This window comes from Lentzea sp. NPDC003310 (assembly GCF_040610935.1).
Taxonomy (GTDB): Bacteria; Actinomycetota; Actinomycetes; order Mycobacteriales; family Pseudonocardiaceae; genus Lentzea.
The window spans coordinates 104,733-129,491 of record NZ_JBEXNC010000015.1 but is presented as its reverse complement, the minus strand read 5'-3'; the positions used below and the strand labels follow the sequence as shown (position 1 = coordinate 129,491).

General features: G+C 71.8%; 20 protein-coding genes. 7 read left to right on the top strand and 13 right to left on the bottom strand.

Features of this window, described 5'->3' with window-relative positions; translation table 11 throughout:
• The first annotated feature begins 63 nt into the window (after nucleotides 1–63).
• Together ABZX02_RS29750 and ABZX02_RS29745 are read left to right on the top strand one after the other, a co-directional pair.
• The gene (locus tag ABZX02_RS29750; RefSeq protein ID WP_355302898.1) at nucleotides 64–4,275 is read left to right on the top strand and encodes a SpoIIE family protein phosphatase; all 4,212 of its coding nucleotides are present in this window, start codon (nucleotides 64–66) and stop codon (nucleotides 4,273–4,275) included.
• Complete coding sequence (locus tag ABZX02_RS29745; RefSeq protein ID WP_355302896.1) at nucleotides 4,208–4,498, top strand: STAS domain-containing protein; 291 nt, start codon at nucleotides 4,208–4,210, stop codon at nucleotides 4,496–4,498. Before ABZX02_RS29750 ends, ABZX02_RS29745 begins: the two co-directional genes overlap by 68 nt.
• A gap of 3 nt (nucleotides 4,499–4,501) precedes the next feature.
• On the opposite strand, the gene ABZX02_RS29740 is transcribed toward ABZX02_RS29745, so the two are convergent.
• Nucleotides 4,502–5,326 (bottom strand): alpha/beta hydrolase, encoded by an 825-nt coding sequence (locus ABZX02_RS29740; protein WP_355302894.1) that lies wholly within the window; start codon nucleotides 5,324–5,326, stop codon nucleotides 4,502–4,504.
• 42 nt (nucleotides 5,327–5,368) lie between these two features.
• The gene (locus ABZX02_RS29735; protein ID WP_355302893.1) at nucleotides 5,369–6,037 is read right to left on the bottom strand and encodes a hypothetical protein; all 669 of its coding nucleotides are present in this window, start codon (nucleotides 6,035–6,037) and stop codon (nucleotides 5,369–5,371) included.
• A 25-nt stretch (nucleotides 6,038–6,062) separates the two neighbouring features.
• On the opposite strand from ABZX02_RS29735, the gene ABZX02_RS29730 reads away from it, so the two are divergent.
• Nucleotides 6,063–6,683 (top strand): helix-turn-helix domain-containing protein, encoded by a 621-nt coding sequence (locus ABZX02_RS29730; protein ID WP_355302892.1) that lies wholly within the window; start codon nucleotides 6,063–6,065, stop codon nucleotides 6,681–6,683.
• 30 nt (nucleotides 6,684–6,713) lie between these two features.
• Here ABZX02_RS29730 and ABZX02_RS29725 read toward each other — a convergent pair whose 3' ends face one another.
• The 3 genes from ABZX02_RS29725 to ABZX02_RS29715 all read right to left on the bottom strand — a co-directional run bounded on the left by ABZX02_RS29725 (nucleotide 6,714) and on the right by ABZX02_RS29715 (nucleotide 8,518).
• Nucleotides 6,714–7,070: a hypothetical protein gene (locus ABZX02_RS29725; RefSeq protein ID WP_355302891.1), complete on the bottom strand. Its 357-nt coding sequence runs from the start codon at nucleotides 7,068–7,070 to the stop codon at nucleotides 6,714–6,716.
• 83 nt (nucleotides 7,071–7,153) lie between these two features.
• The gene (locus ABZX02_RS29720) at nucleotides 7,154–8,050 is read right to left on the bottom strand and encodes a DUF4082 domain-containing protein (protein WP_355302890.1); all 897 of its coding nucleotides are present in this window, start codon (nucleotides 8,048–8,050) and stop codon (nucleotides 7,154–7,156) included.
• A 174-nt stretch (nucleotides 8,051–8,224) separates the two neighbouring features.
• Nucleotides 8,225–8,518, bottom strand: a complete 294-nt coding sequence (locus ABZX02_RS29715; RefSeq protein ID WP_355302888.1) for a DUF4342 domain-containing protein — start codon at nucleotides 8,516–8,518, stop codon at nucleotides 8,225–8,227.
• A gap of 270 nt (nucleotides 8,519–8,788) precedes the next feature.
• Here ABZX02_RS29715 and ABZX02_RS29710 point away from each other — a divergent pair, with 270 nt between their 5' ends.
• Nucleotides 8,789–10,420 (top strand): CocE/NonD family hydrolase, encoded by a 1,632-nt coding sequence (locus ABZX02_RS29710; RefSeq protein WP_355302886.1) that lies wholly within the window; start codon nucleotides 8,789–8,791, stop codon nucleotides 10,418–10,420.
• A 43-nt stretch (nucleotides 10,421–10,463) separates the two neighbouring features.
• On the opposite strand, the gene ABZX02_RS29705 is transcribed toward ABZX02_RS29710, so the two are convergent.
• From ABZX02_RS29705 to ABZX02_RS29685, 5 genes are read right to left on the bottom strand one after another with little or no spacing between them, the layout of a single operon-like run.
• The gene (locus ABZX02_RS29705; protein ID WP_355302884.1) at nucleotides 10,464–13,364 is read right to left on the bottom strand and encodes a CBM35 domain-containing protein; all 2,901 of its coding nucleotides are present in this window, start codon (nucleotides 13,362–13,364) and stop codon (nucleotides 10,464–10,466) included.
• 35 nt (nucleotides 13,365–13,399) lie between these two features.
• On the bottom strand, nucleotides 13,400–14,260 hold the full coding sequence (locus tag ABZX02_RS29700; protein WP_355302883.1) for a carbohydrate ABC transporter permease: 861 nt from the start codon (nucleotides 14,258–14,260) through the stop codon (nucleotides 13,400–13,402).
• Nucleotides 14,257–15,222 (bottom strand): sugar ABC transporter permease, encoded by a 966-nt coding sequence (locus ABZX02_RS29695; protein ID WP_355302881.1) that lies wholly within the window; start codon nucleotides 15,220–15,222, stop codon nucleotides 14,257–14,259. Before ABZX02_RS29695 ends, ABZX02_RS29700 begins: the two co-directional genes overlap by 4 nt.
• A 3-nt stretch (nucleotides 15,223–15,225) precedes the next feature.
• Nucleotides 15,226–16,590 (bottom strand): extracellular solute-binding protein, encoded by a 1,365-nt coding sequence (locus ABZX02_RS29690; RefSeq protein ID WP_355302879.1) that lies wholly within the window; start codon nucleotides 16,588–16,590, stop codon nucleotides 15,226–15,228.
• 15 nt (nucleotides 16,591–16,605) lie between these two features.
• On the bottom strand, nucleotides 16,606–18,351 hold the full coding sequence (locus ABZX02_RS29685; RefSeq protein ID WP_355302877.1) for an alpha-amylase family glycosyl hydrolase: 1,746 nt from the start codon (nucleotides 18,349–18,351) through the stop codon (nucleotides 16,606–16,608).
• A gap of 146 nt (nucleotides 18,352–18,497) precedes the next feature.
• Between ABZX02_RS29685 and ABZX02_RS29680 the strand changes: the two genes are divergently transcribed.
• The 3 genes from ABZX02_RS29680 to ABZX02_RS29670 all read left to right on the top strand — a co-directional run bounded on the left by ABZX02_RS29680 (nucleotide 18,498) and on the right by ABZX02_RS29670 (nucleotide 21,167).
• Entirely contained in the window at nucleotides 18,498–19,523 is a 1,026-nt protein-coding gene (locus ABZX02_RS29680) for a LacI family DNA-binding transcriptional regulator (protein WP_355302875.1), read from the top strand.
• A 130-nt stretch (nucleotides 19,524–19,653) separates the two neighbouring features.
• Nucleotides 19,654–20,664 (top strand): DUF1996 domain-containing protein, encoded by a 1,011-nt coding sequence (locus ABZX02_RS29675; protein ID WP_355302873.1) that lies wholly within the window; start codon nucleotides 19,654–19,656, stop codon nucleotides 20,662–20,664.
• The gene (locus tag ABZX02_RS29670) at nucleotides 20,664–21,167 is read left to right on the top strand and encodes a DUF305 domain-containing protein (RefSeq protein ID WP_355302871.1); all 504 of its coding nucleotides are present in this window, start codon (nucleotides 20,664–20,666) and stop codon (nucleotides 21,165–21,167) included. The genes ABZX02_RS29675 and ABZX02_RS29670 overlap by 1 nt, the downstream gene beginning before the upstream one ends.
• A 54-nt stretch (nucleotides 21,168–21,221) precedes the next feature.
• On the opposite strand, the gene ABZX02_RS29665 is transcribed toward ABZX02_RS29670, so the two are convergent.
• From ABZX02_RS29665 to ABZX02_RS29655, 3 genes are all read right to left on the bottom strand, one after another.
• Nucleotides 21,222–22,574, bottom strand: a complete 1,353-nt coding sequence (locus tag ABZX02_RS29665; RefSeq protein WP_355302869.1) for an aminoglycoside phosphotransferase — start codon at nucleotides 22,572–22,574, stop codon at nucleotides 21,222–21,224.
• Nucleotides 22,571–24,238, bottom strand: coding sequence for a maltose alpha-D-glucosyltransferase (gene treS / locus ABZX02_RS29660; RefSeq protein WP_355302867.1), 1,668 nt, complete (start codon nucleotides 24,236–24,238; stop codon nucleotides 22,571–22,573). Before treS ends, ABZX02_RS29665 begins: the two co-directional genes overlap by 4 nt.
• Nucleotides 24,239–24,362: 124 nt before the next feature.
• Nucleotides 24,363–24,737, bottom strand: a complete 375-nt coding sequence (locus ABZX02_RS29655) for a hypothetical protein (protein ID WP_355302865.1) — start codon at nucleotides 24,735–24,737, stop codon at nucleotides 24,363–24,365.
• Between the last annotated feature and the right edge of the window lie 22 nt (nucleotides 24,738–24,759).

Genomic DNA, 24,759 nt, shown 5'->3' with positions numbered 1-24,759 from the left:
ACTACCGCCGAACCTGGGCACCCTGGAACGCACAGCGGCGGGTGGGTGGCGAAGGGACGGTCGGTGGAGCGCTCTGACGACAGCGGGTCCAGACAGGACCGGTCCGCGCTCGCCGACGTGTTCGCCGAGAGCCAGGAGATCGGCCGCGACCTGGCCGCCGTCGACTGGGCCGCCACTCCGCTCGGACCGCCCGAGGCCTGGCCGCAGAGTCTGCAGACCGCCGTGAGCATCCTGCTGTCGTCGCGGTTCTCCATGTGGATGTGCTGGGGCCCGGAGCTCACCTTCTTCTGCAACAACGCCTATCGGCTCAACACCCTGGGCCGCAAGTACCCGTGGGCGCTCGGCCGCCCGGCCGCGCAGGTGTGGGCGGAGATCTGGGACGACGTCGGGCCCAGGGTGGACCGCGTGCTCGCCGCCGGGCAGTCCACCTGGGACGAGGCGCTGCTGCTGTTCGTGGAGCGCTCCGGGTACACCGAGGAGAGCTACCACACGTTCTCCTACAGCCCGCTGCACGACGAGAGCGGCGCGGTCGCGGGCTTGTTGTGCGTGGTGAGCGAGGAGACCGAGCGCGTCATCGGCGAACGCCGGATGGCGACGTTGCGCGACCTGGGGTCCAACCCGAGCGTCGTCCGGGACGAGCGCGAGGTCCTCGCGTACGCCTCCGCCCAGCTCGAGGGCAACCAGTGGGACCTGCCGTTCACCCTCACCTACCTCTTCCAGGACGGTCACGCGCGGCTGGCCGGCACCACCGGAGGGATGTCCGGCCACCCCTCCGCCCCCGCGACCATCCCGCTCACCGACCTCGCACCGCCGTGGCCCGTCGCCGCAGCCCGGCGCGGTGAGTCCGCCGAGGTCGACCTGACCGGGATCGCCGAGCTGCCCGGTGGCGCGTGGGACAGACCTCCCCTCACGGCGCTGACCGTGCCGCTGCAACGCCCCGGCGGCGCACCGCACGGGTTCCTCGTGGCGGGGCTGAACCGGCACCGCCCGTTCGACGACGGCTACCGCGGTTTCGTCGAGCTGGTCGCGGGCCACCTCGCCGCGGGCGTCGCGGCCGCGCGCGATTTCGAGGCCCAGCAACGACGTGCGGAGGAACTGGCCGAGCTGGACCGCGCCAAGACCGCGTTCTTCTCCAACATCAGCCACGAGTTCCGCACCCCGCTGACGTTGATCATGGGTCCCGTCGGCGACCTGCGCGACCGGCTCGCCGAGACCGACCCGCAGGCCGGCGAGGAGCTGGAGGTCATCCACCGCAACGGGTCGCGGCTCGGCAAGCTGGTCAACACCCTGCTCGACTTCTCGCGGCTCGAGGCCGGCCGCATGCAGGCGACCTTCCAGCCGGTCGACCTCGCCACCGCGACCGCCGAGCTCGCGAGCGTGTTCCGGTCGGCGGTCGAACGGGCGGGGCTCGAGTTCCGCATCGACTGCCCGCCGCTGCCCGAGCCGGTGTACGTCGACCTCGCCCTGTGGGAGAAGGTCGTGCTGAACCTGCTGAGCAACGCGCTCAAGTTCACCATCGACGGCGAGGTCGAGGTCTCCGTGCGCCCCGGTGACGGCAAGGCGGTCGTCACGGTCGCGGACACCGGCGTCGGCGTGGCGGAGCACGAGATCAGCCGCCTGTTCGAGCGCTTCCACCGCATCGAGCACACCTGGTCGCGGTCGAAGGAGGGCAGCGGCATCGGGCTCGCGCTCGTGCAGGAGCTCGTGGGCCTGCACGGCGGCACCATCCGCGCGGAGAGCACCGAGAACGAGGGCACGACCTTCACCGTCGAGCTGCCCTACGGCACCGACCACCTGCCCGAAGGCGCGCTGTCGCAGGAGACGGCGCCGCCCACCGTGTCCGACATCGCCGCGCCGTACGTGCAGGAGGCCCTGCGGTGGCTGCCCGACACCGGTAGCGCCGTCGAGGACCTGTTGCCCGGCACCGCCACGGCCGCAGCGCCCGAGGTCACCGCCACGGTGCTGGTCGCCGACGACAACGCCGACATGCGGGAGTACCTCACCCGGCTGCTGCTCAGGGCCGGGTACGAGGTGCGGGCGGTGAACGACGGGCTGGCCGCGCTGGAGTCCGCCCGCGCCCAGCCGCCGGACCTGATCGTCAGCGACGTGATGATGCCGCGCATGGACGGCCTGTCGCTGGTCACGGCCCTGCGCGCCGACCAGCGCACGATGGCCGTGCCGGTGCTGCTGCTGTCCGCGCGCGCCGGGCAGGAGGCGTCCGGCGAGGGCCTGCGCGCGGGCGCCGACGACTACCTGGTCAAGCCGTTCGCCGCTGCCGACCTGCTGGCGCGCGTGCGGGCCAACGTGGACCTCGCCCGGCTGCGCGGGCAGCACGCCCGCTGGCGTGACGCGCTGATCGACTCGTTGCAGGAGGCGTTCTTCGTCTGCGACGACGACGGCACCGTGGTGGAGGTCAACGCCGCGTTCACCGACATCCTCGGCTACGGCGAGGAGGGTCTGCCCTACCCCGCGCCGCAGCCGTGGTGGCCCGACGAGCACACCGATCCCGAGGCGCACCGGCAGTTCGCCGAGGCGTTCGCCGCGCGCTCGGGCCGGGACCAGCTCGCGCGGACGCTCCCCGTCACCCACCGCGACGGCAGGCGGCTGTGGGTCAGCGCGCTGATGAACCCCGCCCGCGACCCCGACAGCGGCCGCACGATGACCGTGGGCACGTTCCGCGACGTCACCGCCGACCACCACGCCCGCCGCCGCGAGACGGCACTGGCCGAGATGAGCGTGCGGCTGTCCCGCGCGACCAGCACCACCGACTCGCTGACCGAGGCGCTGGAGCAGTTCGAGAGCCTGTGGCGCACCGAACAGGTGCTCGCCGTCGTGTTCGGCGGAGACAGGACACCGCAGGTCACCTCCGCGACCGGCGAGCTCGCCTGGAGCGACCTGCCGCAGTCCCAGCGCGAGACCCTCACCGCGCTCACCGAGCACGCCGCGCTGATCCCGGTCTTCACCGGCGAGGGCAGCACCGCCGTCACCGTCGAGCACCCCGACGGCCCGATGGTGCTCCTGCTGCGTCTGGACTCCCGCAGCGAGTTCGCCGAACAGGACGAACTCCTGCTGTCGTTGCTCGCGGGCCACCTGACGCAGGGCCTGTCGCGCGCCCGCCAGATCGACCGGCAGCGGGAGACCGCGCTCGCGCTGCAGCGGGCGATCCTCGGGCCGTCGCACCTGCCCGGCGGGTTCGCCGTGCGGTACGAACCGGCGGCACGGTTGGAGGTCGGCGGCGACTGGTACGACACGTTCGCCCTGCCGGACGGGCGGATCGGCATCGTCGTCGGCGACTGCGTCGGCCGCGGCCTGTCCGCCGCCGCGGTGATGGGCCAGCTGCGCAGTGCGTGCCGCGCGTTGCTGCTGCAGGAGATCGGGCCCGCCCGCGCGCTCATGGCGCTCGACCAGTTCGCCGCCGGCGTCCCCGGAGCGTTGTGCACCACGGTGTTCTGCGGTGTCCTCGATCCCGGGACCGGCCGCCTCGTCTACTCGAGCGCCGGGCACCCGCCCGCGATCCTCGCGCTGTCCGACGGCACGACCGAGCTGCTCGAAGGCGGGCGCTCGATCCCGCTCGCGGTGAAGCTGGGCGTGCGGCGGACCGAGGCGGAGTGCGTCCTGCCCGCCCGCGCCACGCTGCTCACCTACACCGACGGCCTGGTCGAGCGCCGCAACAGCTCGTTGAACGAGGGCATCGACAAGGCCGCGCACGCCGTCCAGGAAGGACGCGCCGACGGCCTGGAGGACCTCGCCGGCCAGATCATGGCCGCCCTCGCCCCCGAGGGCGGCTACGACGACGACGTCGCCCTGCTGCTGTACCGGCACCCCGCGCCGCTCGACGTGACGTTCCCCGCCGAACCCGGCGAGCTGCACGGCGCCCGCGGCAAGCTGCGCTCCTGGCTGCGCCAGTGCGGCTTCTCCACCGGGCACGCCCAGCGCGTCCTGCTGGCCGTGGGCGAGGCGTCCGCGAACGCGATCGAGCACGCCTACCGCGACGCGGCCCGCCAGGACGTCCGGCTGCGGCTGGAGACAGTGGGCCACGACGAGGTGCACGTGCTGGTGGCCGACACCGGCAGCTGGAAGACCCCGTACAGCGATCCGGACGCGCAACGCGGCCGGGGTACCGCGATCATGATCTCGATGATGGACGAAGTCGTCATCCTCCCCGACCCGACCGGCACCACCGTGACGATGCAGGTGAAGATTCCCCATGACGCCATTGACCCTGACCACGACCACCGACCAGCGGGGCAGGCCGGTGCTCAAGGCAGCGGGTGAGATCGACCTGAGCAACACCGCCGAGTTCGAGTCCGCCTTCGCGGACGTCGACGGGCCGCTCGTGGTCGACCTCACCGAGGTGCTCTACATCGACAGCGCCGGCATGAGCGTGCTGTTCACCCACGCGGACCGCGTCGAGGTGATCGCGACGCCGCTGCTCACGCCGTTGCTGGAGATGTCCGGCCTCACGTCGATGACGACGGTGCGGGCAGCCGAGGACTAGGCCCTAGGCGAGCGCCGTGAGCGCGGCCACCGTGTCCGCGACGATCCTCTCCTGCGCCTCGGCCCGGGAGGTCGTCGGTTCACCGTCGCCGGGCTGGTCGCCGTAGTCGCCGAAGAACGCGTGCACGGCGCCCGGGACCACCTCGAACCGGGTGTCGGCCGGCAGCCGGTTCCGCGTGTCGGCGACGTCCTGCGGTGTCGTGAACCCGTCCCGTTCGCCGTGGATCGAGAACGCGCGGAGCCCGGCGCGCCCCGACAGGTCGTCGACCGGGTAGGACGCCCACAGCACCAGGCCGCGCACCGACGGGTCCGCGAGCACGTCCTTCCCGGCGGCGACGCCTCCGAGGGAGTGCCCGCCGACCGCCCACACCGGCACCTCCGGGTGTTCGGCGCGCAGGTCCGCCGTGTCGCCGCCGAGCAGTGCGATGTTCAGCGGCTCTTTCACCACGACGACGAGAAACCCCTGTGCGGCAACGCGACGCAGCATCGGCAGGTAGGCGCGGTAGTCCACGCGCGCACCGGGGTGGAACACGAGCCCGGCCTTCGGCGTGCCGTCCGGCCGCAGCACCGTCGCGTCGTCACCGTCCTGTGTGGACGCGAACGGCTGCAGGTACAGCAGTGGCGCGAGGAGGACGACCGGGAGTGTGAGGGCAAGCCAGGCCGGGGTGCGCCGCCACAGGGCGATCGCGACACCCGCGGCGGCCACCACGCCGAGCAGCACCAGGTGAGCGGGGTGGCCTGCGGTCAACGGCCCCCAGCCGAGGACGAGGAGGACGAGCGGCACCCCGGCACTGGCGGCGGCCACGACCCACCGCGCGATGTTCAGCATGCTGATCATTGTTCCGGCACGCGGACGTTCCGGCACGACGAGCTACCTGGCGCGCACCAGCTCGATCCCGTAGGCGACCAGCCAGACCACCCACATCAGCCAGCCGGCCAGCCCGAGCAGCCCCAGCGGCCCGGCCTCGGCGACGACGAGCGGCGTCAGCGTGGCCGACGCGAACAGCAACGCGGCCGAGGCGAACCCGAGCCACGCGTGCCACCGCGAGATCAGGCCCGCGCCCGCACCTCCGGCGGACAGGCCGATCAGCGCCGTCGCCAGGAACACGCCGTTGAGCGTGAACACCGCGTCGTGGACGCCCCACAGCGCCGGCACCACGTCGGAGTCCGCGCGCGGCAGCGCGAGCCGGATCGAGGCGACCACGGCGAACGCGCCGTTCTGCAGCACGACGCCCGCCAGCCCAACCAGCGCCCAACCCTGGTCCTGGTCACGCCCGCGCCGCCGCACCGCCGTCCAGGCGCCGACCCCGAACACCACCGCCGCCAGCCACGCCGCCGGCATCACCGACGACGCGAACCCCAGCGCCGTCTGCCGCGTGGTGAAGAAAGCGATCACGTCGGCCGCGTCCGCGCCTGTGACCGGCAGGCCCAGCGGCACGAGCAGGGCGTTGGCCAGCACGATCGCCGCCGCGAACCCGATCCCGGCGACGCCCGCGACGCGGAGGAACGAGCCTGGCGCTATATTCGCTTTAACGGCCATATAGTCAATATAGCGAGGAGCAACCGTGGAGGGAGCCGGCCACCGGCGCTACGCGTCGCTGCGGCGCGAGGCCCAGGCCCGCGAGACGCGCGCCGACATCGCCCAGGCGGCCCGCGCGCTGTTCGTTGCCCGCGGCTGGACCGCCACGACCGTGCGGGCCGTGGCGGAGGCCGCGAAGGTTTCCGTGCCGACGGTCTACGCCGCCTACGGCGACAAGGCCGGGCTGGTGCGCGCGATCGCCGAGGCGGCCGACCTGTCCGCCGACGCGATGACGATGCTGGCGGAACTGGAGACCGCGGGTCCGCCGCGGCAACTCGCCGCGATGGCCGCCTACGACCGGCGCCTGTTCGAACGCTCCGGCGACGTCATCGCGCTGGTGCGCGAGGCCGCCCGCACGGAACCCGACCTGGCCACCGCGTACCTCGAAGGTCGCCGCCGGGGTGACGAGACCCGGCGGCGGGTGTTCTCCTCGTGGCCAGCGGGCGTGCTGCGCCTCGGTCTCGACGTGCCCGCCGCGATCGACGTCTACGCGGCGCTCTGCAACATCGACGTCTACACGACGCTGACCTCGGAACGCGGGTGGGACGCCGAGCGCGTGGAACGCTGGTGGGGCGAGGCGCTGGGCAGGGAGTTGCTGGGCGCGTGAGCCGGGCGGGAAGCCCGGCCCACGTCCGGATCAGCTCCAGATGTGCACGGTGGCGCCGGGGCAGCCGGTGTCGCAGATGATCCTCGCGCTGTACGACGAGTACACGTTGGACAGCCCCTTCGACAGCGCCGAGTTGAAGTAGCCGCTGTAGACCACCTTGCCGTTGTTCACGTCGCGCACGGTGATCGTGTAGTTCTTGCCGCTGATGTTGCCGGTCGCGAAGTACACCCAGTGCGCCGAGTTGGCCGGAGTGTCCCCCGCCGTGCAGCCCTTCGACGGCACGGTGCAGTAGCGGTCGTGCGCCGCGAGCGCCGGCCCCGGCACCGCCACGAGCAGCGCCCCCGCCGCCACCACGCCCGTCATCGCCGCCCTGATCGACTTCCTCATCGGTCCTCCCCTGTGGTCGCCGGACACGACCAGCCTGGGAGGACGTCCCCCGGAAATCCCCCGGCCTTCCCACAACGCGCAGGTCAGGACTGGAACTCCGGCGAAACCCAGTAGTGGCTGTCGTTCCACGTCTGGGACGGGAAGCCGTCGCCGTAGGTGTACACCCCGGCGTGCGCGGGCAGCACGAACGGCGCCTGCACCACGGTGGCGGGGAACGCGTTCTCGGTGATCCGGTAGTGGCCGCGGTAGGAGGTGAAGGAGGCGACGTACTCCTCGCCGGGCACCACCGGCACGGGCGTCGCGAACGGCTGGGCCCAGTCCCCCGTCACGGCCTGGTCGGCGAGCAACGTCCCGTCGCCGCGCCACAACCGCACCCGGCTCGCCTCGCGGTAGTGCCACGACGTGACGACCCGGACCACGATCCCCGGCCGGTCGACGCGGAACCGCAGCCCCAGCTCGACCCGCAGGTTCTCCGCCTCGAAGTAGCTGGGGTCGTGGGTGAAGAAGCTGCACCCGAAGCAGGCGCCGGGCGCGGGTGCCGGCACGCCGACGTACAACGTCCGGGGCGCGGACACCTGGCCGAACAGCGTGTCGGTGTTGACCCGGCTGACGATCGTGTAGACGCCGGGCTCCTGCGGCGTGAACACGTACTTCCACAGCGCCTGCGCGATGCCGGTCTCCCCGCCCAGCGGGATGGTGCCGGTCCGCTGCCCGGACGCCCACGTGGCGCCGCCGTCCACGGACACCTGGTAGTCCTGCAACGTGTCGGCATTCATGCCGTAGTAGCCGCCGCCCGAGATCACGACGGACTCGCCGACGTCGACCTGCCCGTTGTGCGACGGCGTGTAGAGGTGCGACTGCGGCAGCTGCTCGGCCGCGTGCGCGGTGCCGGAGAACACCAGCACCACCGCCATCGCCACCGCCGCTGCCCGGCGCACCGATCTGGAGCGGGACGGAACGTTCATGACCTTCCAGGACATGCGCTTCTCCTCGCGATCACCGGGGACCCTTCCCACCGAGTGATCGCACGAAGTCACACACCTGCTACACAGTGCAACGAACAGCGCAGCACCGATCGCGCGGACGGTCCACCCGCGCTCCCCCGCACAGCGCGGTGCCGCCACCGATCCCCCGGTGGCGGCACCCGCCGCCGACTACACCCGCTCGGACTCGACCGTGGTGGTCGCGGGCTCCGCGCCGGGCTGCTGGCGGTTCTCCAGCTTGATCCCGCACTTGCCCACCAGCGCGACGCCGGCACCGATCGTCGTGGCGACCGGGGCCGCGAGGGCCGCGACCACCCCGAGGGCGACCGGCACCTCCAGCACGACCTCGTCCTTGCTGTCGCGCACCACCACGCGGCGGTTGATGCCCTCGCTGACCAGCCCGCGAACAGCGTCGACCACCGAGTCGACGGCGGTACGGGTGGACTCGGACCTGGACTCGCTCATTGAACTCCCCGAACTGTGGATGTCCCCTTGACGTCCTCCAGAGTGCCCTTGCGCGGGCGGACTGCCATCAGGGTTTCTCCCTGAACCCCACCTGAGATGTCCCTCAGGACGCCAGGGGCCTTTGGCGTCCGATGTGGTGCGTCGCGTGCTTGGCGTGCGAGAGGTCGTCGAGAACGCAGTTCGACAGGTCACGACTCGCGCGTGATCTCTGCCCCTCTGGACACACGGCTGAAGCGGGCGCCCCCATCTTCCCCCTGGTAGGAAAGATCTGTGGGCACACGACCTCGCTTCGACCTCGCCGGCAGGGCGATCAGCCTCGCCGCGCAACGCCTCCTGGACCTCCCTCCCGCCACCGACCGCGACGTCACCGTGGAACGGGACCTCAGAATCCCCACCCACGACGGCAAAACACTGCTGGCCAACCACTGGGCACCGGCGAACACCAACGCCCCCACCGCCGTGATCCGCTCCCCCTACGGCCGCAAAGGCCCCCTGGACTGGCTGTACGGCCGGGCGCTGGCCGAGCGCGGCCTGCACGTGCTCACGGTCAGCTGCCGCGGCACGTTCGGCTCGGACGGCGACTTCCGGGCGATGCGCCACGAGCGCGAGGACGGGTTGTCGGTGCTCGACTGGCTGGCGCGGCAGCCGTGGGCGGGCGACGTCGTGCTGACCGGCAGCAGCTACCTCGGGTACACGCAGTGGGCCGTCGCGGCCGAGGCTCCGGTGCGGGTCAGGGCGATGGTGCCGCACGTGACGTCGTCGCGGCTGGCACTCGCGTTCCTGCGGCCCGACCGGATCGAGATGGAGACGCTGCTCGGCTGGTCGGTCAGCACGGCGACGCAGGAGCGGCCCTTCACCCTGCTGCGGACCGCGCTCGGCTTCGGGCGCAAGCGGGTCGAGGAGGCGATGCGGACGTTGCCGCTCACCGAGGCCGACATGGCGGCGATCGGGCGGCGGTGGCCGTTCTACCAGGACTGCGTGCACCACGACCAGGACGACCCGTTCTGGAAGAACGAGGACCACTCGCCGTCGGTCGGGGACGTGACGGTGCCGGTGAGCTCGATCGCCGGCTGGTACGACATCTTCCTCGCGGACCAGCTCGACGACTTCAAGAAGCTGCGGGCGGCCGGGCGGGAGGCGCACCTCACGGTCGGGCCGTGGTGGCACGGGCACGTCGGCGGGATGCGCGCGGTGCTGCGGGACACGGTCGGCTGGGCCGCCGACCATGCGCGCGGGGCCACGCCGAACAAGCCCGCGGTGCGGCTCTTCGTGATGGGCGTGGACGAGTGGCACGACTTCACCGAGTGGCCGCCCGACGGGTACGAGCCGACGCCCTGGTACCTCGCCCGGAACGGCAGGATCGCCGGCTCTCCGCACGAAGCCGCGCCGCCGAGTTCGTTCACCTACGACCCCGCCGATCCGACGCCGTCGCTGGGCGGGCCGAAACTCGAGAACCGCGGTGCCGGGCCCGTCGACAACCGCGAGCTCGAGGCGCGGCCGGACGTGCTCACCTTCACCTCCGACGTGCTCGACGCCGACGTGGAGGTGATCGGCGAGGTCCGCGCCGAGGTGTGGCTGGAGGCCGACCGGCCGTCGTGCGACCTGTTCGTGCGACTGTGCGATGTGGACGGTCGCGGCAAGTCGCTCAACATCTGCGACGACCTGGTGAAGGTGCGGCCGGACGGGGTCACGCAGGTCACCGTCGACCTGTCCCCCACCGCGCACGTGTTCCGGCGCGGGCACCGGATCCGGGTGCAGGTGTCGGCCGGCGCGTTCCCCCGGTTCGCCCGCAACCTCGGTGACGGCGGTCCGATCCACACCGCGAAGGAGCTGTGCACGACCAACGTCAGGATCTTCCACGACGAGGACCACCCGTCCGCGATCTTCCTGCCGCAGCGGTGACGACAGCGCCCCACCCCGGGAAAGGGGGTGGGGCGCCGCACGCTCACCAGCCGGAGTTGCCGGTGCCGCGCTGGACGGTGAAGCGGTTCTCGTCGTTGACCACGCCCTGGCTGCCGGTGCCCTTCACGCCCGCCACGGTCACGCGGTCGAAGCGGCCGGTGCCGGTCACCAGGTTGAAGTGCAGGCCGTGCGAGCCGGCGTTGGACACCGCGACGCCCTTGTCGTCGGTGAACGCGTCGGTCGCTCCGCCCGTGCCGTTGATCCGCACGTCGGACACGGTCAGGTTCGTGATCGCCTTGCTCCAGCTGAACAACAGGCCGTGGTAGCTCGCGTCGGTGATCTCCAGGTCCCTCAGCACGAGCGCCCCGGTGATGTCGGCGCGCTCGGCGAACACCCAGACGGCACCGGTGTGGGTGTTCCAGTCCCAGTTGCGGGTGCCCGCGCGGGTCAGGGTGGTGCGCTGCACGGCCGTGGTGCCGCCGAACGGCTTCGCGTCGTGCCAGCTGGAGACCATGACCCCGGCGCCGTTGAACACCGTGTCGCTGATCAGCGAGTCCTCGATCCGGTTGTCGGTGCCGCCGTAGATCGCGGCGCCGTTGGCGAGGATCGGCAACGCGATCGTGTTGAACGCGAACACGCTGCGGCTGACGGCGCTGTTGGGGTTCCACGACCACATGGCCATGCCGTCGTCACCGGTGTTGCGGAACGTGCTCTGCTCGACGCGCACGTTGGTGGTGGGACCGTTGTTGCCGTTGATGTTCAGGCCGTCCGCCATCGTGTTGCGCACGCGCAGGCCCGCGGCGTAGAAGCCGTCCGCCTGCTTGAGCCACAGCCCCGTCTTGGCGTGGTTGGTGGCCACGTTGAACACCGTCGCCCCGGAACCGGACTCCACCTCGATGAACGAGTCGGAGTTCGGCGCGTCGTCCGGGTCGCGGGTGGTGACGTCGCCGTCGAACATCAAGTCGGCGATCGTCGTGCCCTCACCGGTGATCGCGAAGCCGCCGCGGCGGTTGGCTCCGTTCAGGACGGTGTGCCAGATGCCCGCGCCGCGCACGTCCACGCCGCTGACGTTCACGATGCTGTTGAGGTTGTACGAGCCCGCGGGCAGCCACACGCCCTTGGTCGCGGTGCCCTGTGCCGCCGCGATCGCCGCGCGCAGGCCGGCGCTGTCGTCGGCACCGTCACCGGGGTGGGCGCCGTGGTTCCGGACGTCCACGTACCCGGCGGGCGCGGTCGTCGCGGTGGCCACCTCGGCGTCGACCAGGTCGACGGTGATGTGCGCACCGGCCGCGGTGTCCTTCGCGAGCCGGATCACCGTGCCCGCCGGGTAGGTCTGCGGGAGCAGCACGCGGGCGTCGTCGAAGTACCGGTGCGGGCGCGCGCCGCCGGGTCCCTCCGCGAACGGGTACGCGCCGTACATCCAGCTGTACTTGGACGTCAGCGCCAGGTCGGCGACCTTCGTGCCGCCCGCGTAGACCGCCAGCGGCGCGGTGGTGCCGTCCGGGACGCTCGCGCGGACCGTGAGGGCGTTGGCGGGCTTGGTCAGCGTGATCTGCACGTGCTGGCCGGTGCCGGTGAGCTTGACGGCGCCGCGCCCGGAGGCCTCGGCGGCCTCGCTCGTGTACTGGCGGACCGGCGCGAGCCTCGTGCCGGTGGTGGTCGCGGACTCGGCCTCGTAGGTCGTGAACGGGACGGTCGCGCCGCGCGTCGCCAGGGCGGCCGATCCGGTCACGGTGACGTGGTCGAGCTCGACGCCCGTCGCGCCCTGGTAGCCGATGATGTTGAGACCTGCCCGCAGCGTCGCGGTGTGGGTCGCAGTGCGCCAACCGCTACCGCCGCTGAGAGACACCTGCGCACCCTTGACGCCGTTGACGTACGGGGTGACCGTGCCGTTCGCGGAAGCCGTGTACCGCACCGTGATCGTGGCGGTGCCCGCGGCCGTCTGGTTGATCGCGCGGATCACCCGTGCGCCGGCGCCGGGCAGCGAGACACCACTGCTGGTCGGCACGGCGCCACCGCCGAGGAAGCCGGTCTCCAGCTCGTAGGCGCCCTCGGGGGTGGGTTCGGTGCTGTCTGCGGTGAGCGCGACGCTGTCGAGGTTGACGTTCCCGTTGTCCGCGCTGCCGAACGACACCGCGACGGTGTTGGCTCCGGCCGCGGTCGCGACCGCGACGCTCGCCGTGGCCCACTCCGACCACGAGGCCGTGGCGGGCAGCGAGACCTGGTGTGCCACACCGTTGACCGTCGCGGTCATCGTGCGCGGCGACCCGGTTCCGTTGGCGTAGCGCAGGGTCAGGCTCGACCGGGTGGCCGTGCCGGTGACGGTGAACGCCGCCGCCGCGCCGCGGTTCGCGTCGACGAACCCGCCGACGTACCCGCTGCCGGTGTGTCCACTGTGCTCGGACTCCACCCGCGCACCGCCGGAGAGCGTGCCGGACTCGGCCTCCACGACCCCGGCGGCCGGGACGACGGGCTCCACCGACAGCGAGTCGAGGTTGACGTTCCCGTTGTCCCCGCTGCCATAGCGCACGGCGAGGGTGTTGGCGCCCGCGTTCAGCGTCACGTCCTGGCTCACCGTCCCCCACGACGCCCAACCGGCGGTGGCCGGGAGCGAGAGCTGCCGCGTGCCGCCGTTGACGGCCAGCGTGACGGTCCGGGAGCCGCCGGTTCCGTTGGCGTAGCGCAGGACCAGCCGGTTCGCACCGGCCGTCGAACCGCTCGTGGTGACCGTGACCGCGGCGGTACCGCGGTTCGCGTCGGTGAACCCGCCGACGTAGGCGGAGCCGGTGTACCCGGCGTGCTCGGTCTCGGCGCGGGCTCCGCCGGACAGCGCGGCGGACTCGGCCTGGAAGACGATGGGCGCGGCCGAGACCGGCCCTGTGGCGGCGATTCCGCCCACCACAACGGTGGCGGCCAGCACGGCCGCCCGGATCTTCGACAACATCGTTGTTGTTCTCCTGGGCTGGTTCGGGACAGGGCCTAGCCTTTGACCGCGCCTTCGAGCGCACCGCTCTGCAGGAACAGCCGTTGGAACACCAGGAACAGCGCCACCGGGATCACCGACGAGAGGGCGAGCGCGGCGAGGAACACGTCGAGCTCGACGTAGCGCTGCAACGCGGGCAGCCGCACGGACAGCGGCTGCACCGCCGGGTCGGGCAGCACCAGCAGCGGCCAGAGGAAGTCCTTCCAGCTGGCCACCACCGCGAACACCGACACCACGCCCAGGATCGGGCGCGACAGCGGCAGCACCACCGACCAGAACACGCGCACCGGCCCGGCACCGTCGACCCTGGCGGCCTCCAGCACCTCCCGCGGCAGGTTCGCGAAGAACCGCTGCACCAGCACGACGTTGAACGCGCTCGCCCCCGCGGGCAGCCACACCGCCCAGAACGTGTTGATCATGCCGGTGCGCACGACCGTCAGGTAGAGCGGCACCAGCAGCACGATCGCGGGGACGAACAGCGTGCCGAGCACGACCGCCGTGACCACCGGCCCGTAGCGGGGCCGCAGGACCGCCAGCGCGTACCCGGCCGTGGTGGCGACGAGCAGCTGCACCAGCCACGACCCGGCGGCGATGACGACGGTGTTGAGGAAGTACTTGTCGATCTCCACCCGCGTCCACGCGGTGAGCAGGTTGGCGAGGTCGAGGCCGGAGGGAAAGATCGCGAGCGGCGCGCGCAACGTGTCCTGGGTGGGCGTGAGCGCGGCCTTCGCGAGCCACAGCACCGGCCCGAGTCCGGTGAGCAGCAACGCCCCCAGCAGCAGGGCCTGCACCGCGCGCAACGTCCGGCGGATCGCGGGCGTCGCGCGTTCGGCCGGGGAGATCAGCCCGCGCTTCACGACGCGCTCCAGGTCCGGGTCACCCGCAGGTACGCGGCCGAGAGCACGGCCAGCACGGCGGCGAGCATGATGCTCAGCGCGGTCGCGGCGCCGTAGTCGCCGCCGAGACTGCTGGCGAAGGCGTAGTCGTAGATCAGCAGGAGGATCGTCATGGTCGAGTTGGCCGGCCCTCCGCCGGTGAACAGGAACGGTTCGAGGAACACCTGCGCGGTCCCGATGATCTGCAGGATGAACGTCACCAGCAGCACGCCCCGCAACCGCGGCAGCGTCACGTGCCAGACCTTGCGCCAGATGCCCGCGCCGTCGATCTCGGCGGCCTCGTACTGCTCGACGGGCACGCCGGCCAGCGCGGCCAGGTAGATGATCACGGTGCCGCCCGCGGCCGCCCAGGTCGCCTCCAGCACCAGCGCGGGCATGGCGCTGCCGGGGTTCTGCAGCCACTGCCACGGACCCAGGCCCACCCAGCCGAGCACGGTGTTGAACACGCCGGACGGACTGGCGTCGTAGAAGAACTTCCACAGCAGCACCGCCACCACCGGCGGCACGACCACGGGCAGGTAGGCCAGCGCGCTGAACAGGCCGCGCCGGGCCCGGACCTCGCTGATCAGCACGGCGGTGACCAGCGGCAGGGGGTAGCCGAACACCAGTGCCAGCAGGGCGAACCACAGCGTGTTGCCGACGGCCGTCCACAAGAGAGGGTCGTTGAGCACCTGCACGAAGTTGTCCAGGCCGACGAACCGCGTGGGGCCGACCAGGTTCGTCTTCTGGAAGCTCATCACGACCGACTGCACGATCGGCGCCCACGAGAACACCCCGAACACCACCAGCAGCGGCGCGAGGAACAGGAGGCTGGTCAACCCGCCCCGGCGCACCCAGGTGAGCGGTGTGCGCCGGCGGCGTGGTGCCGGTGGCGGCGGCGGTGCCTCGGCCGCCACCACCGGGGCCTGGGACTGGAGGACCACCGCTCAGCCCCGGCCGATCGTGGCCTGCGCGTCGGCGTCGGCCTTCTTCAGCAACGCGGCGACATCGGCTCCGCGGTCGGTCAGCAGCGTCTGCACCGTCGTGTCCAGGATCTTGTAGACCTCCTGGGTGGACTTCGTCGGCTCGGTGACGAGCGGCTGGTCGAACATCCGGTCGGTGTAGGGCTTCATCTGGTTCAGCGGCACGTTGACGTACTGCTTCGTCCACTCCTGCTGCTTGTCGTAGGTCGCGCGGTCCACGACGGGCAGCGCGGGCGCGCCGACGGGCTGCTTGGTGTCGGCGAGCGTCTTCGCGTCGGCGACGGCCGCGTCCTGGTTCGTCAGCTTGCCCATGTAGTAGAAGTCGATCCACTTCACCGCGGCCTCCTTGCCGCGGTCGCCGACCTTGGGGCTGACGACGGCGAGCGTGCCGCCACCGAGTACCCCGGCGTCGGGCTTGTCCGCCAGCGGGAGCGCGGTCACGCCGTAGTCGGCGGGCTTGAGTCCGTTCTGGGTCACCAGGTTGCCGTAGTTGCCACCGCCGGAGACGTACATGCCGATGCGGCCGGCGGCGAAGTCCTGGTTGATGCCCGCCCAGTCGTAGAGGAAGTTGGCGCCCATGGAGTTGTCGTCCCACCGCATGGCGCGCAACGAGGTGAGGACCTCGGTCATCTCCGGGGTGTCGATGGTGGCCTCGGCGTTCGCCCCGTCGAGCTTCTCGGTGCGCCCGCCGAACGCGTAGTCGAGCGTGGTGAGGATCCAGCCACCGGTGTTGCCCTGGGTCATCTGCGCGTAGCCGGCCTGGCCGGTCCGCTCGGTGATCTGCTTGGCGGCGGCGCGGACCTCGGCCCACGTCGTCGGCGGCTTGTCCGGGTCGAGCCCGGCCTGGCCGAACAGCGTGCGGTTGTAGTGCAGCGCCTGGCCGTACGCGGCGATCGGGACGGCCCACTGCCTGCCGTCGGCGGACTGGCCCGCCTTGGCGACGGTGGGGTTGAGCGACTTCGCGTACGGCAGCGCGTCGACCTGGGCGCTGATGTCGGCGATCTGACCGCGTTCGATGAGCCCGCGCCCGTCGGTGAACGGGACGGTGAGCACGTCGGGCGCGGTGCCGCCGGCGAGCTGGGCGGTGAACGTCGCCGCCGTCCAGGTGTACTCCTGCGGCTTCACGTCGATGTCGGCGTGGGCCTGCTCGAACTGGGCGACGCGGGCGTTGAACGCCTCGATCGCCTTGCCCTCCAGCCCGGCGTCCATGGCGACCGTGAGGACGACCTTGCCGTCGGCGCCTACCTCGTCGTCGGGGCTCGACCCGCACGCGGCGAGGGCGAGCGGGAGCACGAGGGCGGCGGCGACTCTGGAACGGTGGGACGTCATTGTCTCTCCAGGGGACTACACGCGCAGCCAGGCGGCGGCGTCGGTGGGCAGGCGGGTGCCGGCGGTCGGGGGGCTGGTGAGCGGGGCGGTGGCGGTCGAGGCGCCAGCGGGCGGGGCGGTGGCGGTCGAGGCGCCAGCGGGCGGGACGGTGGCGGTCGAGGTGCTGGCTAGCCGGGCGCCGGGGACCGGATCGCTCGCGGGGCCGGCACCGGCGAGCGGCGCGCTGACCAGCAGGACCTCGCGGTGAGCAGGCAACGGCAGCGGGTCGGGGCCGAAGTTCACCACGCACACCACGTCACCGCGGCGGAACGCGATCACCTCCGGGCCCAGGTCCACCCAGTCGAAGGACTCCCCGCGCAGCCCCTCCTCCGCGCGGCGCAACGCGAGCGCGGACCGGTAGAGCGACAGCATCGACCCCGGGTCGTCCTGCTGCGCCTGCACCGACCGGCTCCCCCACCCCGCGGGCTGCGGCAGCCAGGTCGGCTGCCCGTCCGCGGGCCCGAACCCGTGCGAGCGGCCCTCCGTCGTCCACGGCAGGGGCACGCGGCAGCCGTCGCGGCCGGGGTCGACGCCGCCGGAGCGGAAGTGCATCGGGTCCTGCAGCACGTCCAGCGGCAGGTCCTCGACCTCGGGCAAGCCGAGCTCGTCGCCCTGGTAGAGGTACAGCGCACCGGGCAGGGCCGCGGTCAGCAGCGCCGCCGCCCGTGCCCGCCGCTCCCCCAGTTCGAGGTCGGTCGGGTCGCCGAAGCGCTTGGCCAGGAAGGAGAACGACGTCTCGGCACGGCCGTAGCGGGTGACCGGCCTGGTCACGTCGTGGTTGGACAGCACCCACGTCGCGGGCGCGCCGACCGGGGCGTGCGCGTCCAATGTGGACACGATGGAGTCGCGCAGCTCCTTGGCGTCCCAGGGACGGCCCATGAAGTCGAAGTTGAACGCCGAGTGCATCTCGTCGGGGCGCAGGTAGCGCGCGAACCGCTTCTGGTCGTCCAGCCACACCTCGCCGACCAGCACGCGCGGTTCGGCGTAGGAGTCGGCGACGGCGCGCCAGCCGCGGTAGATGTCGTGCAGCTCGTCGCGGTCGATGAACGGGTGCTCGCCGGCCGCGTAGGTTTCCGGCACCTCGGGCAGCGCGGGGTCCTTGACCGGCATGGACGCCGAGTCGACGCGGATGCCCGCCACCCCGCGGTCGAACCAGAACCGCAGCACGTCCTCGTGCTCGCGCCGCACGTCGGGGTGGTTCCAGTTGAGGTCGGGCTGCTCGGGCGCGAACAGGTGCAGGTACCACTGCCCGTCCGGCACCTGCGTCCACGTGCCGCCGGCGAAGCTCGACCGCCAGTTCGTGGGCGGCTCGTCGCCGTCGCGGAACCAGAAGCGCTCGCGTTCCGGCGACCCCGGCCCGGCCTCCAGCGCCGCCTGGAACCAGGCGTGGTCGCTGGAGACGTGGTTCGGCACCACGTCGACGATCGTGCGGATGCCGAGGGCGGCGGCGTCGGCGATGAGAGCCTCGGCGTCGGCCAGCGTGCCGAACGCCGGGTCGATCGTCCGGTAGTCGGCGACGTCGTAGCCGCCGTCCGCCATCGGCGAGAGGTACCAGGGCGTGAACCAGATGGCGTCGACCCCGAGGTCCTTCAGGTGGCCGAGCCGGGCGCGCACGCCGGCGAGGTCGCCGACGCCGTCGCCGTTCGCGTCGGCGAAGCTGCGCGGGTAGATCTGGTAGATCACCGCACTGCGCCACCAGGGCGGCGGTAGGTCCGTCGTCACGGCACTCATTCCCCTCAGTTGGACTTCGGCGCGCGACAGAGCGCCGATCTTCGCAGATCAGATTAGGTATAGCGCTAAATCTGTGTGGTGTGGAAAGCTAGCCTCCGACACGGAAGGTGTCAACGACGGAATCGGAGGGACTGCTCTTGCGGGTCACCTTGAAGGACATCGCGGAGGCCGCCGGCGTCAGCGTGATGACCGTGTCCAACGTGATCAACGGCAAGAGCGCCCGGGTCTCCGCGGACACGGTCGAACGGGTGCGCCGCATCATCGACGAGCGGGGCTACGTCCCGAGCGCGTCGGCCCGCAGCCTCGCCGCCAACCAGTCCCGGCTCATCGGCCTGCTCGTCCCCGCCGCCAGTGAGGACAGCCTCGCGATCAGCCCGCACAACATCGCGATCATCGGCCAGATAGAGCGCAGGCTGCGCAAACGCGGCTACCACCTGCTGCTGCGCGGCGTGGCCGACACCTCGGAGATCGGCGAGGCCCTGCGCTCCTGGAGCCTCGACGGCGCCGTGCTGCTGGGCTTCCTCGACGAGGAGATCGCCGACCTGGAGCGCCGCGTCACCGGGGCCACCCCGGTCCTCGCGATCGACAGCTACTCCGGCAACCCGCTCACCACCGGCGTCCGCGCGGACGACTTCACCGGCGCCCGTCTGGCCGCGGCCCACCTGCTCTCGCTGGGGCACCGGCGGATCGTCTTCGCCGGGCCGTCGTTCACGGACGTGGGTGTCGTGCACGAGCGCTTCCTGGGCTTCTCGGCGGCGTTCGCGGAGGCCGGACTGTCCGTGGCGGACTGTCCTGTCGAGACGCTGAACACCACGCACGAGAACGGTGTCGAGCTGGGACGGCGGTGGCTTGAGGCCCATCCCGACGCCACGGCGGTGTTCGCCACCGCGGACATCCTGGCGATCGGCATCATCGAGGGCATGCTCGAGGCCGGGGTCGACGTGCCGGGGCGCGTGTCGGTGGTGGGGTTCGACGACCTGGACATCAGCGCGTACATCACGCCGAAGCTCACGACGATCGCGCAGGACATCGTCGGGAAGGCGACGCACGCGGTGGACCGGTTGCTGACACTGGTCGAGGGCGGGGAGCGGCCGACCGAGCCGCTGGTGCTCGACGTGCGGCTGGTGACGCGGAACTCGACGGCGCCGCCGTACCGGTCCTGAGGCGCCGGGAAACTCGTCGAGATTTTTCTGTTATCCCCGTTCGGGCAGGACATCTCCTGGTCAGAAGGCACTGCGCGGCAGTGCTCCCCTGCCCGAAAGGACCTCAATGCCCCTCGTCCCCACTCGACGGTTGCGACGACGCGTCTGGATCGCCGCGCTCGCCGTGGCGGGCGTCGCGGCCTCCGCGGTGACCGCGAACGCGATGTTCTTCCACCCGCCCGCGAAGCCCGAGGCGAGCCAGACGTCCTCGGCCACCGCCGTCACCACGACGACGTCGCAGGCCACGGCCACTCCCCCGGCCACCGCCGCGCCGACGACCACGGCCGGGACGACCAAGGCGGCGGTCGCCCCGACCAAGGCACAGGAACCGATCCCGCCGAACGCGGTGCGCGTCGCGGAGTTCGTGGCCGAGTGCCCGTTCACGCACCGCCTGCCGGACGACCCGATCGTGCTGCCGGGCCTCGCCGGCGCCTCGCACATGCACAGCTTCTTCGGCAACGACTCCACCAACGCCCACTCGGACGTCACGAGCCTGGGCAAGGGCAAGACCACGTGCAGCCCCAAGGTTGACCTGTCGTCGTACTGGGTGCCCACGCTGCTCGTCGACGGGCAGCCCGTGGAGCCGACCGGCACGACGTTCTACTACCTCGGCGAGGGCGTGAAGGACGAGGTGATCGCGCGCACCCAGCCGTTGCCGTACGGGTTGCGGATCGTCGCCGGCAACGCCAAGGCCACGGCGCCGGACAACTCCACGCAGTCGCGCTGGTCCTGCCTGCACGCCGGGCACGTCGGCGCGTCCAAGGACTTCGTGAACTGCCCGGCCGGCACGATGATCGAGTCCTACCTGGACTTCCCGCAGTGCTGGAACGGCAAGGACCTCGACTCCCCCGACCACAAGAGCCACATGTCCTACCCGGTCGCCGGGGACTGCCCGGCCACGCACCCGGTGCCGGTGCCCAAGCTGCGCCAGGTGCTGCGCTACCCGGCGAGCGGTGACCCCGCGCGGTTCAAGCTGTCGTCCGGGCCCGGGTTCACGATGCACGGCGACTTCTTCAACGTGTGGCCCGAGGCCGAGATGGCCCAGCGGGTGCGCGACTGCATCAACCGGATCGTGAAGTGCGGGCCGGACGGCCGCCCGTAGTGCGCTTCCTCCTCCTCGCGCTGCTGCTGGCGGGGTGTGGAGCCCAGGCCGGCGCGGTGCCGCCGCCGGCCGGGCTCGGCCCCACCGACCAGGCCTACGTGGACCTGGTGATCCCGCAGAACGAGTCCACGCTCGCCGTGCTCGCGCTGGCGGGACCCTCGTTGCGGCCGTTGGCGGACCGCGTGGAGGCCCAGTACCGCGACGAGCTGGCGCTGGTGCGAGAGGTGTTGGCGCGCACCGGGAAGCCGGAGAACGACCTGCACGAGGGGCACGACATGCCCGGCATGGTCACGGCCGCCGAGCTCACCGCGGCCCGGCACGCGCCGGAGGCGGAGTTCGACCGCCGGGTGGAGGTGTTGCTGCGCACTCAGTTCGAGGAGGCGCGCACCGTCGCCCGTGCGGAACAGGCGTCGGGCACCGACAGGGCGGTGGTGGAGCTGAGTGCGCGCGTCGAGAGCACGCGCACGGAGTTCCTCGCCCTGTTGGAGGAAGTCCGGCGGTGAGACGGCGTCGACGCGGGCCCGGAACGCGCCCAGCGGCCCGCGTCGACGCCCCGCTCACACCGGCCAGGCAGGCGCGCCGGTCACCGCCTCCGCGACCGCGGACAGCGGGATGACCACCCACTCCGGCCGGAACCGGTGCTCGTGGCGCACCTCCAGCACGGCCCGGTCCAGCTCGACCGCGGCCAGCAGCGCACCGCCCGGCGCGCGCTCCGGCGACACCTCGGCGTACCCGGAACAGAACGCCTCTCGGTTGTGCTCCAACCACTTCGCGGCGCGCGGCCGCAGCGCCGCGTCGTCCGCGCCGACCAGCAGCTGGGCCGCCGCGTAGTGCAGCGACCTCAGCACCGTGGCCACGTCGTGCTCGGCCGGACGCGGCCGGGACCGCTCGGCGGCCGTGCCGTGCGGCTCCCCCTCGAAGTCGACGAGCACCCACGTGAGCGGTGAGCGCAGCACCTGGCCCAGGTGCAGGTCGCCGTGCACGCGCTGCAGGCGGAGCGGCTCCCCGGTGGCGAGGACGGCGTCGAACCTCTCGCGCACCCCCGCCTCGAACTCGGCGAGCGCCGGGACCTCCTCGAGCGCCGCGTCCAGCCGGCTGTGCAGCGCCGCAACGAACTCGACCTCGTCACCCGGTCCGGCGACCTGCTCGCCGAGCGTCTCGCGCAGGTCGGCGTGCACGCGGGCCACCGCGCGGCCGAGCCGGTGCGCCTCGGCCGCGAAGTCGCCGCCCGCGCTCTGCGGGTCGTCACCGTGGCTCGCGAGGAAGTCCCGGGCGCTGGCGGTCGCCATCGGCCAGCCGAGCGCGCCCAGCGGCACGAACTCGTGCAGCACGGCGAACGTCGTGCGCACTCCGTCCAGTTCGGACTCCAGCGATCCCTGCGGCGGCGCGACGTGCGGGTCGTCGACCGAGTGCAGCGCGGTGTGCAGCACCAGCTCCGGGTTGTCGCCGGGGGTCAGCTCGCGGAAGAACTTCAGCACGTGCCGCCGGCCGTAGACGACCGAGAAGTTGCGCTGCGGGCCGGGGAACGGCCGGCCGACCGGCGCGGTGGCGTACCGGGGCGGCAGCGCGCCGCGGAACCGCAGGCTCGCCACCTCGGCCGAGTCCTCGAAGTGGCCGAGCAGCACGGCGGTCAGCTCCGGGTCGTACACCGCCTCGTACGCCACGCGATCACCGGCGACGCCGATCCGCGCGTGCACCAGCCGGTCCGGCAGCGCGTCCCGCAGGCCCACCAGCAGCTGGTAGCGGCGCCCGGCGCAGGCCAGCACCACGTGCACCAGCGCGGGATCGCCGTCGTGCAGCACGGTCACGCGCTCGCACGTCACCGCGCCCCGGCCGCGGAACCACGGCTGCGCCTCGAGCCAGCGGTCCAGCTGCTCGGGCAGGACCTCGACGGTCTCGCTCGTCGTCACTTCTTGTCGCCGCCTTCCACGTCGGAGTTCAGCTGGAACCAGTAGAAGCCGTGACCGGGCAGGGTCAGCTGGTACGGCAGCTCGCCGATGGCGGGGAACCGCACGCCGCCGGTGAGCTCCAGCGGCACGGCGCCGGCGTGCTCGGCCAGGTCCAGTTCGACGGGCTGCGGGAAGCGGGACAGGTTGTTCACGCACAGCACCACGTCGGTGCCGAGCGTGCGCCGGTACGCGAGCACGGTCGGGTTGGACCCGCCGAGCTCGGTGAAGTCGCCGTGGCCGAACGCGCGGTGCTGCTTGCGCACCTCGATCATCCGGCGCGTCCAGTTGAGCAGCGAGGACTGGCTGCGGGTCTGCGCCTCGACGTTCAGGCCCTGGTAGCCGTAGACCGGGTCCATGATCACCGGCAGGTAGATCCGGCCAGGGTCACAACTGCTGAACCCCGCGTTGCGGTCCGGCGTCCACTGCATCGGCGTGCGCACGGCGTCGCGGTCGGCGAGCCAGATGTTGTCGCCCATGCCGATCTCGTCGCCGTAGTACAGAACGGGCGAGCCCGGCAGGGACAGCAGCAGCGCGGTGAACAGCTCGTGCTGATTGCGGTCGTTCTCCAGCAACGGCGCGAGCCGCCGGCGGATGCCGATGTTCGCCTTCATCCGCGGGTCCTTGGCGTACTCCGCGTACATGTAGTCGCGCTCTTCGTCGCTGACCATCTCGAGTGTGAGCTCGTCGTGGTTGCGCAGGAAGATGCCCCACTGGGCGTTCTCCGGGATCGACGGCGTCTGCGCCAGGATCTCCGAGATCGGGAACCGCGACTCCCGCCGCACCGCCATGAAGATCCGCGGCATCAACGGGAAGTGGAACGCCATGTGGCACTCGTCGCCACCCACCGCCGGGTCACCGAAGTACTCCACCACGTCCGACGGCCACTGGTTCGCCTCCGCGAGGAGCACCCGTCCGGGGTACTCGTCGTCGACGACCTTGCGGCACTTGCGGAGGAAGTCGTGCGTCTCCGGCAGGTTCTCGCAGTTGGTGCCCTCGCGCTCGAACAGGTACGGCACGGCGTCGAGGCGGAACCCGTCGATGCCGACGTCGAGCCAGAACCGCAGGACGTCCAGCATCGCGTCCTGGACGGCCGGGTTGTCGTAGTTGAGGTCGGGCTGGTGGCTGAAGAAGCGGTGCCAGAAGAACTGACCGCGTACCGGGTCGTAGGTCCAGTTCGACGTCTCGGTGTCGACGAAGATGATCCGCGCGTCCTCGTACGCCGAATCGTCGTCGCTCCACACGTAGTAGTCGCCGAACGGCCCCTCGGGGTCCTCGCGCGACTGCTGGAACCACGGGTGCGCGTCGGACGTGTGGTTGAGCACCAGGTCGGTGATCACCCGGATCCCGCGCCGGTGCGCCTCCTCCAGCAGGTAGGTGAAGTCCTCGACCGTGCCGAACTCCGGCAGCACCGCGCGGAAGTCGCTGATGTCGTACCCGCCGTCGCGCAACGGCGACGCGTAGAACGGCGGCAGCCACAGGCAGTCGACGCCCAGCCACTGCAGGTAGTCCAGTTTGGACGCCAGCCCCCGGAGATCACCGGTGCCGTCACCGTTGGAGTCGCAGAAGGCGCGAACCAGCACCTCGTAGAAGACCGCGCCCTTGAACCAGTTCGCCTCGTGCTCCATGGCACCTCTCGCTCGCAACCTCGTCGGATTGCGGCAGAGTGGGGCACGGCAGGCGCCAAGATCAAATCGTTCACCGGATCAGGTGAGGCACGGCGGGGCGGGCTCGCGCGGACAGGGTGAGGCGTCACCGCGCCTCGTCGCTGCGCCGCTGCCGCTCCTGCTTGAGCCGCTTCTCCAGGCCGTGCCGCTCACCGTCGGCCAGGTCGTCGCGCACGGCCCGTTCGGCGGCGCGGAACACCTCGTAGTAGCCGTCGTCGTACTCCTCGACGACCTGGAACGTCCACCGTCCGGACAGGACGTCGCGGCCGAGCAGCTCCGCCTGCAGCCGGTTCGCGTGCTCCTCGTGCCCCGCCTCGCGCAGCAGCTCGATCGCGTCACCGAGCTCGAAGTCGGCGGTGCCGGTCAGCTGGTGGAACGAGTACAGGTGGCCGCGAGCGCGCTCGGTGGTCTCCAGCGCCTTGTGGAGCTTGCCGAGCGCCTCGGTCGTCTTGTCGTCCATGCGGCGGGGGTACCCGTTCCGC

What these genes read in the sequence shown, in the direction of transcription:
- ABZX02_RS29745 (WP_355302896.1), top strand. Translation starts at nt 4,208, where the DNA reads ATGACGCCATTGACCCTGACCACGACCACCGACCAGCGGGGCAGGCCG.
- ABZX02_RS29740 (WP_355302894.1), bottom strand. Translation starts at nt 5,326, where the DNA reads ATGCTGAACATCGCGCGGTGGGTCGTGGCCGCCGCCAGTGCCGGGGTG.
- ABZX02_RS29735 (WP_355302893.1), bottom strand. Translation starts at nt 6,037, where the DNA reads ATGGCCGTTAAAGCGAATATAGCGCCAGGCTCGTTCCTCCGCGTCGCG.
- ABZX02_RS29725 (WP_355302891.1), bottom strand. Translation starts at nt 7,070, where the DNA reads ATGAGGAAGTCGATCAGGGCGGCGATGACGGGCGTGGTGGCGGCGGGG.
- ABZX02_RS29720 (WP_355302890.1), bottom strand. Translation starts at nt 8,050, where the DNA reads ATGTCCTGGAAGGTCATGAACGTTCCGTCCCGCTCCAGATCGGTGCGC.
- ABZX02_RS29715 (WP_355302888.1), bottom strand. Translation starts at nt 8,518, where the DNA reads ATGAGCGAGTCCAGGTCCGAGTCCACCCGTACCGCCGTCGACTCGGTG.
- ABZX02_RS29705 (WP_355302884.1), bottom strand. Translation starts at nt 13,364, where the DNA reads ATGTTGTCGAAGATCCGGGCGGCCGTGCTGGCCGCCACCGTTGTGGTG.
- ABZX02_RS29690 (WP_355302879.1), bottom strand. Translation starts at nt 16,590, where the DNA reads ATGACGTCCCACCGTTCCAGAGTCGCCGCCGCCCTCGTGCTCCCGCTC.
- treS (WP_355302867.1), bottom strand. Translation starts at nt 24,238, where the DNA reads ATGGAGCACGAGGCGAACTGGTTCAAGGGCGCGGTCTTCTACGAGGTG.
- ABZX02_RS29655 (WP_355302865.1), bottom strand. Translation starts at nt 24,737, where the DNA reads ATGGACGACAAGACGACCGAGGCGCTCGGCAAGCTCCACAAGGCGCTG.